The 14,024-nt window shown below is 72.2% G+C and carries 10 protein-coding genes and 1 pseudogene; 5 read left to right on the top strand and 6 right to left on the bottom strand.

Annotation, left to right across the window (positions count from 1 at the left end):
• Positions 1–133: 133 nt before the first annotated feature.
• From WMF31_RS21550 to WMF31_RS21560, 3 genes and pseudogenes are all read right to left on the bottom strand, one after another.
• On the bottom strand, positions 134–2,320 hold the full coding sequence (locus WMF31_RS21550; RefSeq protein ID WP_436603754.1) for a bifunctional alpha,alpha-trehalose-phosphate synthase (UDP-forming)/trehalose-phosphatase: 2,187 nt from the start codon (positions 2,318–2,320) through the stop codon (positions 134–136).
• Positions 2,321–2,656: 336 nt separating this feature from the next.
• Positions 2,657–3,203, bottom strand: a pseudogene (locus WMF31_RS21555) (mechanosensitive ion channel family protein); the annotation flags it as partial.
• A 33-nt stretch (positions 3,204–3,236) separates the two neighbouring features.
• Positions 3,237–4,367, bottom strand: a complete 1,131-nt coding sequence (locus WMF31_RS21560; RefSeq protein ID WP_436603755.1) for an AI-2E family transporter — start codon at positions 4,365–4,367, stop codon at positions 3,237–3,239.
• A gap of 423 nt (positions 4,368–4,790) precedes the next feature.
• Here WMF31_RS21560 and WMF31_RS21565 point away from each other — a divergent pair, with 423 nt between their 5' ends.
• Positions 4,791–5,207 (top strand): DUF6184 family natural product biosynthesis lipoprotein, encoded by a 417-nt coding sequence (locus tag WMF31_RS21565; protein WP_436603756.1) that lies wholly within the window; start codon positions 4,791–4,793, stop codon positions 5,205–5,207.
• 270 nt (positions 5,208–5,477) lie between these two features.
• Positions 5,478–6,083 carry a hypothetical protein gene (locus WMF31_RS21570; RefSeq protein ID WP_436603757.1) on the top strand — a complete coding sequence of 202 codons (606 nt, stop codon included), beginning with the start codon at positions 5,478–5,480 and terminating at the stop codon, positions 6,081–6,083.
• 34 nt (positions 6,084–6,117) lie between these two features.
• On the opposite strand, the gene WMF31_RS21575 is transcribed toward WMF31_RS21570, so the two are convergent.
• The 3 genes from WMF31_RS21575 to WMF31_RS21585 form a co-directional block, all read right to left on the bottom strand.
• Positions 6,118–6,606 (bottom strand): hypothetical protein, encoded by a 489-nt coding sequence (locus WMF31_RS21575; protein WP_436603758.1) that lies wholly within the window; start codon positions 6,604–6,606, stop codon positions 6,118–6,120.
• 17 nt (positions 6,607–6,623) lie between these two features.
• Positions 6,624–9,068 carry a molybdopterin oxidoreductase family protein gene (locus WMF31_RS21580; protein ID WP_436603759.1) on the bottom strand — a complete coding sequence of 815 codons (2,445 nt, stop codon included), beginning with the start codon at positions 9,066–9,068 and terminating at the stop codon, positions 6,624–6,626.
• Positions 9,069–9,468: 400 nt separating this feature from the next.
• Positions 9,469–9,873, bottom strand: coding sequence for a hypothetical protein (locus WMF31_RS21585; RefSeq protein WP_436603760.1), 405 nt, complete (start codon positions 9,871–9,873; stop codon positions 9,469–9,471).
• Positions 9,874–10,364: 491 nt separating this feature from the next.
• On the opposite strand from WMF31_RS21585, the gene WMF31_RS21590 reads away from it, so the two are divergent.
• From WMF31_RS21590 to WMF31_RS21600, 3 genes are read left to right on the top strand one after another with little or no spacing between them, the layout of a single operon-like run.
• Positions 10,365–11,633, top strand: coding sequence for a diaminopimelate decarboxylase family protein (locus WMF31_RS21590; protein WP_436603761.1), 1,269 nt, complete (start codon positions 10,365–10,367; stop codon positions 11,631–11,633).
• Positions 11,634–11,646: 13 nt separating this feature from the next.
• The gene (locus WMF31_RS21595; protein WP_436603762.1) at positions 11,647–12,618 is read left to right on the top strand and encodes a methionyl-tRNA formyltransferase; all 972 of its coding nucleotides are present in this window, start codon (positions 11,647–11,649) and stop codon (positions 12,616–12,618) included.
• Positions 12,615–13,904 carry an argininosuccinate synthase gene (locus WMF31_RS21600; RefSeq protein WP_436603763.1) on the top strand — a complete coding sequence of 430 codons (1,290 nt, stop codon included), beginning with the start codon at positions 12,615–12,617 and terminating at the stop codon, positions 13,902–13,904. Before WMF31_RS21595 ends, WMF31_RS21600 begins: the two co-directional genes overlap by 4 nt.
• Positions 13,905–14,024: the final 120 nt, after the last annotated feature.

Below are 14,024 nucleotides of genomic sequence, written 5' to 3' on the forward strand. Positions count from 1 at the left end.
ACCACGTGGCCCGCCGGCGGATCGCTCGTCACGGCCCGAGGGGGGCGCCCGCCGGCCGACGCTCGTCACGGCCCGAGGGGGGCGCCCGCCGCCGCCCCCGCCCGCGCCCCGGCGGCGGCGCCGGATCCGCCGGTCAGGCGTGGATCGAGCGCAGGAGGCGCCGCACGGCGCGCGGGTCGGGCAGCCGGTAGGCCGCGCGGCTGGTCTGGGTCCCCACGTGGATCGTGTGCGCCGACGGCGGGAGCGCCGCGAAGATGTCCTCGTCGGTGCGATCGTCGCCGATCGCGATGACCGCCGCGCTGGCCGGCGCGTCGGCGAGGATGCCCGGCACGACCCGCCCCTTGTGGACGCCCCGGGGCCGGATCTCCAGGACCTTCGCGCCGCCGAGGATCTCCAGGGCGTCCATCGGAAGGCGCTCCGCGACCCGCGCCCGGAGCTCGCGCGCGTGCTCGCCCGCGAGCTCCGCGTCGGCCCGGCGGTAGTGCCACGCGAGGCTCACCGCCTTCTCCTCGACGAAGCTGCCGGGCGTGCGCCGCGTGATGTCCTCGAGGACGGCCCGGATCTCGCCCTTCCACGCGGCCGCCCCCGGCTCGAGCGGGATCCACTCGCGGCTCCCCCGGCTCCGCGACCAGAAGCCGTGCTCCGCGTGGAGATCGAGCGGCAGCGCGCCGAACCAGCGCTCCAGATCGGCGCGCAGGCGGCCGCTCACCACGTGGACGCGGTCGCGCTCGGACAGCACGCCGAGCAGCGAGAGGAGCTCGTCGTCCGGCGCCGCGAGCTCGGGCATCGACGCGAACGGCACCAGCGTGCCGTCGTAGTCGAGGATCCACACGCGGCGCGGCGCGTGCTGGACGCGCTCGAGGACGCTCGCGGGCACGTCCGGGCGCCGCGGCTCCGAGGCCTCCGCGGGCTTCCGCGCCGCGGCGCGGTCGAGGTCGTCCAGGAACGACTGCGCCCAGACGTGGACGTCGTGCGCGGCCACGCGGCGGCGCAGCGCCGCCATCCGGACCTTCTGCTCGCTCGCGGGCATGGTGACGGCGTGCTTGACCGCCGACGCGACCGCGTCGATGTCGTACGGGTTGACCGAGATCGCCTCCGACAGCTCGGCGGCGGCGCCCGCGAACTCGCTCAGGATGAGCACGCCGTCGTCGCCGGTCCGCGCGGCGACGTACTCCTTCGCGACGAGGTTCATCCCGTCGCGCAGCGGGGTCACCAGCATGGCGTCGGCGGCCGCGTACAGGGCGACCACCTGCTCCATCGGGAGCGAGCGGTGAATGTAGTGGATCGGCATCACGTGCGGGGTGCCGTACCGGCCGTTGGTGCGGCCGACCATCTCGTGCACGAGCCGCTGGCACTCGGCGTACGCGCTCGCCTTCTCCCGCGAGGGCACCGCGAGCTGGATGAAGCGGACCTTCTCGCGCATCTCGGGTTCGCGCTCGAGCAGCCGCTCGATCGCGAGCAGGCGGCGCGGGATGCCCTTCGTGTAGTCGAGGCGGTCGATCCCGAGCACGATCTTGCGGCCGCGCGCGTCCGCGCGGATCCGCGCGGCCTCCTCCTGGACGCTGGGGAGGCTCGCGAGCCGCGCGATCTCGGCGGTGTCGATGCTGATGGGGTGGACGCCGAGCGCGATCCTGCGCCCCTCGTGCTCGATCGTCTCCTCCTCCGGATCGAGATCGAGCTCGAGCACGCGCGCGACCGAGGACGCGAAGTTCCGGCGGTAAGCGGCCGTGTGGAAGCCGACGACATCGGCGCCGAGCAGGCCGCGGAGGATGTGCTCCCGCCACGGCAGGATGCGGAAGACCTCGGACGACGGGAACGGGACGTGGAGGAAGAAGCCGATCCGCGCCGCCGGGAAGCGCGCCCGGAGCAGCGCCGGGAGGAGCATGAGCTGGTAATCGTGCACCCAGATCGCGTCGCCGGGCGTGTACCGCGCGGCGACGACCTCGGCGAAGCGCTCGTTGACGCTCCGGTAGGCCTCCCAGTCGAGCTGCGCGTCCACGTTCACCTTGTCGAGCAGGTAGTGGAACAGGGGCCAGAGGACGCCGTTCGAGAAGCCGTCGTAGAATCGGTGCTGCTCGGCGGCGCCGACGTGCACGGGCACCGCGCGCATCCGGGCGAGCGCGGACTCGACCTCCTCTCGCTGCTCCGGGGTGAAGTTCGCTACATTGCCAGGCCAGCCGACCCAGAGCGCGTCGAAGCGCTCGTGGGGGCCTCGCATCGCGGCGGCGAGCCCGCCCGAGGAGCGCGTCAGCGCGAGGGCGCCGCGCTCGACGCGCACGCTGACCGGTAGGCGGTTGGAGACGATGAGCAGTCGTGGCATGGGACTCCCCCAGGTGTGTTATGGCTCGCCGGACGCTCGCCGGACGCGGACCAGGCCTCCTTCGTGAGCGCTCCGCGCGCTGAGCCAGGAGAAGTGCCACGCGCCGTGGGGCGGCGGCCGCGAGCTGCCGTGGACCCTGTGCGCAGCGCTCACCCCGGGCTTGCCGCGACGCGGCACTGACGCACGTTTACTTTGAACCCAAACCATATTGCGCGGCGCCGTGCAAGCTGATCCGGCGCGCCGGGCGATCTCGCGCGTCGTCACGCCCCGCCCGTGTCGGCCCGCGCGCGGGCCCGGTGGGGGCGCATCGCGCGCCCCGTCCCCGCGGGCGGCGCCGCGGGGTCGCGGCACCGGTCCCTTGCCGGCGGGCCACCCCTCGCGCTGGCGGGCGCGATCACCACCGTCGGTCTCCTCGGTCTGGTCGTGGAAGAGCACCTGCATCGTCGGGGAAGATCGCGCGGGTCTGGATCTCCTCGACCGTGCCCTCGTAGGCGCCGAAGCGCACCTGGTCGCCGATGCGGAACGGCTCGGTCAGGAGGAGGAGGATGCCCGCGAGGTAGTTCTGCAGCACGTCGCGGAACGCAAAGCCGATCGCGACCGACCCGATGCCGAGGAACTGGAGGAGCGCGGCCGGGGTGAAATTGGGGAAGACGATGACGCCGCCGACAAGGACGCCCAGGATGAACATCGCCCCCTGGCTGAGCCGCCCGAGCACCAGCCCGAGGTTGCGGCTCCGCCGCTGCTGCATGGTGAAGCGCCGGATCGTGGTCCTGAGCAGCTTGCCGGCGGCGTAGAAGGCCGCGAAGACCGCGAGCGCGAGCGCGAGGCTGGGCAGCGACGCGATCAAGGCGATGCACCTTCTCGACGGCCTGGGGCCACGCAGAGACGTTCCCGCCGGGCGGCGCGGCGTTCTCGTTCATGACGCGCTGCGGCCCTCGTTCATGGCGCCCTTCGACGGCCGCTCAGGGATCCCGGGTAACGGCGCGTCCTCCCCTTGGCGCGCGGAGGTGTCGCCCAGCACGCCCTCCACGTAGACCCGTTTGGTGAGCACGACGAGCGCGGCCAGCATCGGCGTGGCGAGGACCACGCCGAGGCCGCCGGTCAGCGCGCCCATGAGCACCTGCGTCGCGAGGATCAGCCCCGGCGGCAGCGCCACGGTGCTCCGCTGGATGAGCGGCGTGATCAGGTAGCTCTCGACGAGCTGGACGCCGAGGTAGAGCGCGACCACGTAGCCCGCCATGGCCGGGCCCTGCAGCAGGCCGAGCAGGGCGGCGGGCAAGAGCGCGAGCACCGGCCCGATGTACGGCACGAACGCCAGCGTGGCCGCCAGCACGGCGAGCGACAGCGCCAGGCGGATGCCCAGGAGCGCGAGGCCGATCCAGGTCATGACGCCCACGACGGCCATGGAGAGCAACCGCCCGAGCAGCCATCGGCGGAGGATGTGGCCCAGGTCGTCGAGCACCGCCGCCGCCCGGGCCCGCCTCGCGACGGGGGTGAGCCGGAGCAGGCCCTTGCGGTAGGCCGCCGGCTCGGCCGCGAGGAACAGGCCCACGAAGAGGACGATGAGCGCGCCCGTGACGGCGCCGAGCGTGGTCGAGAGCAGGCGCGTGGCGCCGAGGAGCGCCTCCCGCGCGTGCGGGAGGCCCTGAACCTCGGCGAGACGCGCGACGAGCTTGCGGCCCCAGGCGTACCGCTCGACGTGCTCGGTGATGCGGCGCGCCGCCTGGGGCAAGCGCTGGGCGAGCTCGTCCACCTGCGCCGCGAGCGAGGGCGCGATGAGCCAGACGCTCACCGCGACGACGGCCGCGAGCGCGACCACGGTGGCGCCCAGCGCCCAGCCCCTCCGGAGACGGGTGCGGCGGCTCAGCCAGCCCGCGATGCCACAGAGAAAGACGGCCAGGAGGACCCCTGCGAAGAGCAGGGCGACGACGTCGAACACGGCCCCGAGCACCCAGAAGAGCAATCCGACCACCAGGACGGTCGCGATCGCGACGATGGCCCTGGATGACGCGCGCGCCCTCTCCAGCCCTTGCTCCTCGGCGTCCAAAGCCGGTCCTCTCTCTCTCCCACCTCGGTCCCGCGGGCGCCGGGGCTTGCCCGCGCGGTACATTCGGTGGGCCGCGCCGCTCGTCAAGCCGTCGAGGGCGCGCCCGTGCCGGCCCACCTGCGGCGGGCGCGCGTGAGCTCGGAGCCCGCCCGCGACTGCGCACCACGGTGACGGCGCCCGGCCGGGCCCGGCGCCGCCGCGCGCGAGCGGCTGTGCCCGCCGTTTCTCCCCGGTCGATCGAGCCGCGTCGCCTGTCACGCAGGACACCCCGCCTCGATGAGGGCAAAGGCACACCGCTCGCAAGGACGTCGAAGCGACGTCGACGGGAACGCCGGCGTGCGGCGCGCTCGGCAGCGCCCGATCCGCGCGATCGGGCCTCCGGGAGAGAGGAAGAGAGCGATGCGAACGAGCAAGACAAGATCGATGACGGCGCTTATCCTCGCGGCGGGGGCTCCCCTGCTCGCCTTCGCGTGCGATCGAGAAGAGCGGGCGCTCGGGACGACGCACCCCTCGGCGCGCGACACCGAGGCCGAGATGGAGCCGAGGGTGGCGACCATCAGCGCGGTCGACAGCATCGTCCAGGCGCGGTGCGACCGCGAGGCCCGGTGCAACAACATCGGCGCCGACCGCGCGTACGCGAGCAAGGAAGCGTGCGACAGCAGGGTCCGGGCCGAGTGGCGCGATGAGCTCAACTTCGCCGAGTGCCCGGGCGGCATCGATCCCAAGGAGCTGAACGAGTGTCTGCAGGAGATCCGCAACGACGACTGCGGTAATCCGTTCGACACCCTCGGCAGGATCGTCGCGTGCCGCTCGAGCGATCTCTGCCGAGCGACCCGGTAGCGGACCGGACGTCTGCTCGATGCGCGGCGGGCAGAGGCCGCGTGGCTCGGCGACAGGCCTCCACGGGCGACTCCGCCTACGACGCTCGTGGCGCACCGCGTGCAGCGGTGGGCGTGCGTCGAGCCCGGACGCGGTCTCGACATGAAAGGGGGAAACATGGCAACGACAGGGCCCGAGGATCGTGAACGGTTCGCACGGCGAGAGGAGGCCGGGGTCCCGACGGCCTCGAGCGTCCGTCCGAGATCAGAGCGGGAGAGAACCCCCAGGGTCTTGCTCGGCGGCTCGCTCGCCGAGGTGGCGTGCGGCGCGGCGACGGTCGTCCTCTCGATCCTCGCGCTGACGGGCACCTTGCAGGGCTACCTCGTCCCGATCGCCACGATCGTCTTCGGCGTCGCGCTGATCGCGCACGGCGGCGCCGTGGCCGCGCGCTTTCGCGCGCTCTCGGCCGCGGCCGTCGGATGGGACACGCGCGCCGAGCTCAGCGGCGGCACCGGCGCGGAGCTCGTCGGCGGGGCGGCGGGCGTGGTGCTCGGCATCCTCGCGCTCGTCGGCATCGCCCCGGCGGTGCTCCTCCCGGTCGCGGTGATCGTCTTCGGCGGCGCGCTCCTGCTCGGCAGCGGCCTGACCGCCGACATCGGCTCGCTCGAGGCGCCCGGCGCGCACGAGCGCCTCGGCGATGTCGCCCGTCAGGCGTCGCTCGCCGCCTCCGGCCTCCAGACGCTCGTCGGCGCCGGCGCCGTCGTGCTCGGCATCCTCGCGCTCGTCGGCATCGATCCCACGGTGCTCACGCTCGTCGGCCTGCTCGCGCTCGGGTCGAGCCTGGTCCTGAGCGGCACGTCGGCCTCGGGCCGCCTGGCCTCCACGATGCGGCGTTGAGCGAGGGAGGGCGTCTGGTCAGCGGAGCGAGGGCTCAGAAGACGAGGACCTGCACCGCGGCTTCGCGCAGCGACGTCCTGATCCACCGGATCTGGACCAGCTTCTCCGGCCCCGCCGACTCCGCGAACGCCTTGAGCTCGCCGTCGCGGGCCGCGTGCGCCGCCTCGCCGAGGAGTACCCAGCCGATCTCGCAGTCGTGCGCCATCGGGTAGAGCCACCTGAGGTCCGCGAGCAGATCGACGCCGGGCGCGCCCGCCCGCGAGCGCACCCTGGCGAGGAGGCGGCGCGCGCCGTCGCGCACCTCCCGGCGGATCCGGCGCTCCAGCGCGCCGCCCGGGCGCGTGCCGTGCCGGTCGCCGAACGGCCGCAGCGCCTCGGCGCGGCGCTCGCACTGCGCGGCGAAGCGCCGGCAAAGGTGGGCGACGTCCAGCCGGTCCGCGTGGCGGTCGGCCGTGGCGCGGAACGCCTCGCCGAGATCGGCCTCGGCGTCCTGCATTCTCCTCAGCGCTGTCCCCAGGCGCACGTCGATCCCCCCTACCCCTACCGCCCCGCGTCCGGCGCGGGCTCGCCGGCCTCGGCAGCCGACCCGCCGGCCGCCCCTTGCGCCGCGCCGCCCCGCGCGGGCGCCGCGGCCGCCGTCGTCGGGGCGGGCGCGGGCTGCCCGCCGCCCGCGGCCACCCGGGCGAGCCTGACCTTGGCCGTCTTGAAATAAGGCTGCTTGCTCACCGGATCCCAGGCGGTGATCGTCAGCTCGTTCGCGGCGCGCGGCCCCCGGCCCTTCGCGGGGTCCTCGTCCCAATAGCCATAATGGAACGGGATGAAGACGGCGCCCTCGCGGATCTCGGTGATCCGCGCGCGCACCACGACGTGCCCGCGCGGCGATTCGACCCGGACCCAGTCGCCCTCCTCGATGGCGAGCCGGCCCGCGTCGGCCGCGGCGATCTCGACCCAGGCGTCGGGCGCCGCTTGCTGGAGCTCCGGCGCGCGCGCCGTCTTCGTCCGCGTGTGGAAGTGGTAGACCGTCCGCCCGGTGGTGAGCAGGAAGGGATACGCCTCGTCCGGCTCCTCGATCGGGGGCACGTACTCGGACGCGCGGAGGAAGGCGCGGCCGGCCGGGTTCCGCGCCCGGTACTCCACCTCGGAGTGCTCGCCGCCGGTGTCGAGGTCGTGGCCGAAGTCCTGCGCGTACTCCGGATCGCTGAAGAAGCGGTGATCGGCATAGAGCCGCGGCGTCCCCTCCGGGCGCTCCTCCGTGCACGGCCACTGGATCCCGCCGCGCCGGAGCCTGTCGTAGGTGATCCCGGTGTAATCGCAGGGGCGCCCCTTCGAGCAAACCTTCCACGCCTCGAACGCCTCCTCGGGGGTGCGCCACTTGATGAGCGGCGCGCCATCCCTGTCGCGGAAGTCCATCCGCCGCGCGTAATCGAGGAAGATGTCGAGATCCGACCGCGCCTCTCCCGGCGGCTCGACGGCCTTCTCGGAGAGGTGCACCGTCCGGTCCGTGTTGGTGAAGGTGCCTGTCTTCTCTCCCCAGATCGCCGCGGGCAGCACGACGTCGGCGTGGCGCGCCGTCTCGGTGAAGAACGCGTCCTGGACCACGACGAAGAGGTCCTCCCGATCGAGGACGGAGCGGACGCGGCGCAGCTCGGGGAACGAGACCGCGGGGTTGGTGCAGACGATCCAGAGCAGCTTGATCGAGCCCTCCTCGGCGTAGCGGACGATCTTCATCGCGTGCGTGGGCGCCCCCCAGCTCGGGATCACGAGGGGATCCACGTTCCAGATCCGCGCGAGCTCCTCCATGTGCCGCGGGTTCCTGTGGTTGCGGAAGCCGGGCATCTCGCCGTCGCAGCCGGTCTCCCGGGTGTTCTGCGCGGTCGGCTGTCCGTTCGACTGGAGGATGCCCGCGCCGGGCCGCCCGATCATGCCCCGGACGAGGTGGATGTTGTTCACCTGGACGGCGGCCGCGGTCGCCTGGTTCGACTGATAGACGCCCTGGAGACACACGGAGAAGAGGCGCTCCGCGGCGCCGAGGAGGCGCGCCGCCTCGCGGATCCGATCGGCCGGCACGCCGCAGATCAGCGCCGCCCGCTCGGGTGGATAGCGGGCCACGATCTCGGCGAGCGCATCGAAGCCGATCGTGTGCGCGTCGATGAACGCCCGGTCGACCCAGCCGTTCCGCAGGATCTCGTGGAGGAGCGCGTTGAGCAGCGCGACGTTGGTGCCGCCCCGGATCGGCAGGTGGACGTCGGCCCGCCGCGCGGGCACCGTCGGGCGCGGGTCGACGACCACGAGCCGCGGCGGGTCCGGCCCCTCCAGGCGATCGAGCATGCGCATCCAGAAGACGGTCTGCGTCTCGGCGACGTTGTAGCCGACGAGGAACAGCGCGTCGCAGTGGTCGACGTCGGACATCGAGCCGGGCTGCCCGTCGCAGGCGAAGCTCTCGCGCATCGACTGGGCCGCCGTCGCGGTGCAGAGGCGGGTGTTGCCGTCGACGTGAGGCGTCCCCAGCCCCCCGTGGGTGAACACCGCCAGCGTGTAGTACTCCTCGAGCAGGAGCTGGCCGGAGTTGTAGAAGCCAAAGGCCCCGGCGCCGTGCATTGCCCGGAGCTCCCTCGAGCGCGCGACGATCGCGCCCATGGCGGTGTCCCAGTCCGTCTCGACGAGCTGCCCGCCATGGCGGATGAGCGGCCGCGTGAGCCGGTCGCGCGCGCGGTTCGCCTGCCACCCGAACAGGCCCTTGGGCCCGAGGCGACCGTGGTTCGGGTGGTCCGCGCCCCGGCCGCGGACACCCACCATGCGCCCGCCCCGGACCGCGATGTCCAGCGCGCAGCCGTTCGTGCAGAGCACGCAGGCGGAATGCACCCAGCGCTCCACGTCCGCCTCGGCGACGCCGGGGTCGAGGACCTGATCCACGCGTGTCGGCCAGCGCGTATCCCGTCCGTGGGGCGTGCGAGCGCCCCATGGATCCGCGATGCGATCCACCATGGGCCATAGCGACTAGCGAAGCCCGCGCCCGGCGGGAATACGGAGGATGCTGGATCTCGCGGCGGGGCGCGCCGCACGGCGCACGTCGCGGGCGAGCATCTCGCCGCGAGAGCGAGCTCAAGAGCGGGAACGACCTCGCCCCACCAGCCCTGTCTGTCGTGCTCGTCGCCTGGGAGGCGATTCTATCGATGTGCGCATGTAGCCCACTTCCTCCATCCTGCGCGCGAACATCTTGTCAGCCACCATGGGGTTGCCCGGATCGCGCTCTACCGATGCAGCCGCATGCCGGTGAGCACCGAACGAGCTGGGCTCCACCAAGGCGCGGGCGAGCCCAGCGTCGCGGCCGTCCGCCCCGCTCATCGAAATCCGCGGAGCTCCCGCGACGTGCGGCTGTGTAGTACTAGGTGGACTGGTCGATCTCCCGCAGCGAATCGCGGAGCGCCTGCGCCTCGGCCCCCTCGAGGACCACGGACGCCGCCAGCGGCGTGGGCACGTATTCGCGAAACTCCACGGGCTGGAACGCGGCGAGGGCACCTGACGCGGTGTAGGCGAGATCCAGACGCACGGCGGACGTGTCCGGCTCGCCCTCGTCGTCCAGGGCGAAGGGGAGCTTCGCGATGGCGGCGAAGTCCCGCCTCGCCAGGGCGGCGGTGAGGGCTTCGGCGGGGCAGGTGAAATAACGGAAGCCTTCCTCCACCTTCTCCCCCGTGGGGGTGTAGACGAGCTCGCTCAGGATCAGCCACTTGCGACGGGTGGTGAAGCGAGGATCGGCGCGCAGGAAGTCGGACAGGTCTTGGATCTCCATGATCCGTTCATATCGCAACCGGGCCCAGGTGTCTCTCCCCAGCCGCTAGGCGGGTCACGCTCGGCTCGCGCCCACTGGCAGGAGACGCGCGCTCCGTTGCCAGCACCGCCCTCGAGGGCGTCGACCCGCGACGAGTCGAAAAATCGCGCCGCACTTTCCTACCATGGCGTACACGCGGTCGACGAGGTCCCGGCCTTGTTCGGCGTTCTTAGTCCCCGCGATGGGCGGCGATGACCTCCTGGTACGGGGCGTGTGGGCAGGGCCGGCGACCCTCCGGAGGCCCGCGGCGACGAAGGCGGCCAGGTGAGCGATCGGATCGAGGTCGACGGAACGGCGCTGCACGAACAGCCGCATGAAGACCGAGCCGGCGAAGGGGCCGCATTCCCTCCGCGGCCATCCAGCGGGAGAGCAATCTTGCCCGGTCGATTCAATCGAATTCATTCTTGCGAAGATCGTCGATTCAATCGACCATGCCTCCCCTGGATCCCTTTATGAGCGTGAACTCGACCGCGCCGTCTGCCGGAGAATGCTCATCATCGACGCTATCGGCCGCCGTGCTCGTCGAGGCCGCAGCGCGCTGGGGGACGCCGCTGTACGTGTACGACCTGGAGACCGTCAAGCAGCGGTATCTGGGGCTGCGGCACGTCCTTCCGCCCGAAGTAGCCATCCATTACGCCTTCAAGGCAAACGCCAATCTGAGCGTCGTTCGGGCGCTCGCCGGGCTCGGAAGCGGGGCGGAGGTGTGCTCGGCGGCCGAGCTGGAGCTGGCGGTCGTCGCGGGCTTCCCGGCCGACAAGATCATCCTCACGGGGCCCGGCAAGACCGTTGAGGACCTGAAGGCCGCGGTGCGTGCGGAGGTGGGGCTCGTGGCGCTGGAGTCGGTCGGTGAGGCGCGGCGCCTGGCAGCGATCGCGGCGGCAGAGGCGCGCGTGCAGCCAGTCCTGCTCCGCATCGAGCCGGCCGAGGCCGCCACGGCGGGGATCGAGCTCATTCGCGGCGCCAAGTTCGGCGTCGAGGAGGCCGCCTTCATCCCCGCCGCGCAGGAGATCGCAGGGCTGAGGGGGCTGCGATTCGTCGGCCTCCACGCGTGCGCCGTGAGCGGGGCGCGCGATGTGTCGTCGCTGCTGGCGCACCAGGAGCGGCTCATCCGGCTGTCGTCGGCCCTCGCCGACGCGGGGGTATTGCACTCGTCGCTGGATTTCGGCGGTGGACTGAACGTACCCTATGACCGCTCCGAATCTCCGCTCGACCTCGACGCATTCGGCCGCGGGGTCACGGCGATCCTCCCGGCCAGAGCGGACGGGCGTTACATCATCGAGCCGGGCCGTTACCTGGTGGCGGAGTGCGGCGCGTATGTCATGACGGTGACGGACGTCAAGGCGAGCGGAGGTCGCCCGGTGGCGATCGTCGACGGCGGCATACACCACCTGTATCGCCCTCGGTTGACGCGTGCGAACCGCCTCGTCGAGGCGCTCGCTCCGCATCCCGGCCCCGCGCGCCCGACGGTCCTCGCCGGGGCCCTGCCGCTCCCGTACGACGTGTTCGCCGACGATGTCCTGCTCCCGCCGCTGGCCCCCGGGGACATCGTCGCAATCCATCGGACCGGCACCTATGGCTTCACCCACGCCTTGACCCATTTCGGGCTGCGCGCGAGCGCGGCGGAGGTGGTGCTGGACCAGGGCGCCCTACGGCTCACGCGACCCCGCGACGACCCGCGCCGGCTGATCGCGGAGCAGGTGGCCCTCGAGCGGCGGAACTGAGGAGAGGACTCTCATGCGGATCGTCCTTATGGGATATCAGACCTGGGGAGTGGTCGCGCTCCGAGCGCTGGCGACCTCTGGGCACACCCTCCCGCTCGTCGTCACCCACCCGGCGAGCGACCATCCCTACGAGAAGATCTGGGCCGATTCGGTCACGGCGCTGGCCAAGGCGCATCGAATCCCCGTGATCGAGGGGCGTCGCGCGGATGAGCCCGCGATCGAGCGCGCGATCCGGGAGGCGCGGGCGGACTTGATCCTCTGCTCGGACTGGCGCACACTGGTGCCGGAGCGCGTCCTGAGGCTCGCGCGGCTGGGCGGGATCAATATCCACGACGGGCTGCTGCCGCGGTACGCGGGGTTCGCCCCGATCAACTGGGCGATCGCCAACGGCGAGAGCGAGGTCGGATTGACCGCGCATGTCATGACCGACCTCTTCGACCTCGGGGACATCGTGGTACAGCGGCGGATCCCCGTGGCCCCGCTCGACACGGCGACGATGGTCGCGCAGCGCGTCTTCGACCTGCTGCCGGAGGTGACCCTCGAGTCCGTGGCGCGGAGGGCCGATCCCGATTTCTCGCCGGTTCCGCAGGATCCGATCCTCAGCAGCTTCTTCCACAAGCGAACGGCGCGGGAGAGCCGCGTCGACTGGAGCCGGACACCGAAGCAGATCTTCGACCTCATCCGCGCTCAATCCGATCCGTATCCGAATGCGTGGACCACCCACGCCGGCCGACGGCTGTACCTCAAGCGCGTGTCGTACCCGAGCCGGGCGTACTGCGGGACGCCGGGGCGCCTGCACTCCCGCGAGCCCGCGGGCGTGGTGGTCGTGTGCGCGCAGCAGCCCGGGCAGATCAACCAGGGCCTGGTGCTCGAGGAGGTGCAGCCCGCCGACGGCGAGCCGACGCCGGCTCATCGCTGGTTCCGGCGACTCGGCGAATACCTCGGTGACGCGGACAACATCAACTACGACGCGGGAGAGCGATGAAGATCATTCTGGCGTATTCGGGGGGTCTCGACACGTCCGTCGCGCTGCGATGGCTGACTGAGCGTTACGACGCCGAGGTCGTCGCGTACTGTGCGGACATCGGGCAGCCGGGTGACATGGCGGAGGTGCGCCGGCGGGCGCTGGCGAGCGGGGCGGCGGCGGTGCGGATCGAGGATCTTCGCGATACGTACATTCGCGACCACGTATTTCCCGCGCTTCGGGCCAACGCCGCCTACGAGGGGCGCTACCTGATGGCGGCCCCGCTGGGGCGCCCCCTGATCGCGCGTCGGCTCGCCGAGATCGCGCTCGAGGAGGGCGCGCAGGCCGTCGCGCACGGCGCGTCCGGGAAGGGCAACGACCAGGTGCGCTTCTACACGACCGTCATCGCGTTCGCCCCCGGGCTCAAGGTCATCGCCCCCCTTGCAGAGTGGGAGTTGAAGTCACGCGACGACGAGATCGCCTATGCCAACGCGCGCGGGATCGAGATCCCGGTCACACGCGACAGGCCGTACAGCATGGATGGCAGCCTGTGGGGTACGAGCACGGAGTGCGGGATCCTCGAGGATCCCGGCGCTCGCCCGCCTCCCGACGCGTTCCAGATCACCACGGATCCCGAGCTCGCCCCGGATCGCGCCGAGGAGGTCACCATCGGCTTCGAGCGCGGCCTTCCGGTGTCCGTGGACGGGGAGCGGGTCGAGCCCGTGCCGCTGGTCGAGCGCCTCGGCGAGCTGGGAGGCCGGCACGGGATCGGTCGCGTCGATATCGTCGAGAACAGCCTGCTCGGGATCAAGACGCGCGCGATCTACGAGTGTCCCGCCGGGACGCTGCTCCATCGCGCCCACTGCGAGCTCGAGTCGCTCGTCCTCGACCGCGACACGCTCCATTGCAAGCGCCAGCTCGAGGTCAAGTATGCCGAGCTCGTCTACAACGGCCTGTGGTTCTCCCCGCTCAGGCGGAGCCTCGACGCGTTCATGGCGGACACCCAGCGGCAGGTCGACGGCGTCGTCACGCTGCGCCTGTACAAGGGAAACGTGTCGGTGGTGGACCGTCGATCGCCGTCGGCGCTGTTCAGCTATTCGTTGTCTAGCCATGACCCTCGGGACCGGTACGACCACCCCGCGGCCCTGGGCTTCTCGTACGTCTGGTCCATGCCGCTCCGGGTCCGCGCCATGACCTTCGGGCCCGCGGGCGATGACTCGCCCGCCCGCGTCGGCCCCGATCACACCGCGGACGCCCGCGGCCTGGCCTCAAAGGGCGAGTCAGGCCAGCGCGCCCCTCGTCGATAGAGGTCGCGCGAGCGCACGCGGGACTCGGCGTAGATCCGGTCCATCGAGCCGGCGCAGGCGCGCTCGGGGTCGAGCCTGACGTGAGCAGCGGGTCGAGCGAGCGCCGCGCGCGGCTCGCCG

The sequence above is a fragment of the Sorangium sp. So ce1036 genome (assembly GCF_051369805.1).
Classification (GTDB): Bacteria; Myxococcota_A; Polyangia; order Polyangiales; family Polyangiaceae; genus Sorangium; species Sorangium cellulosum_F.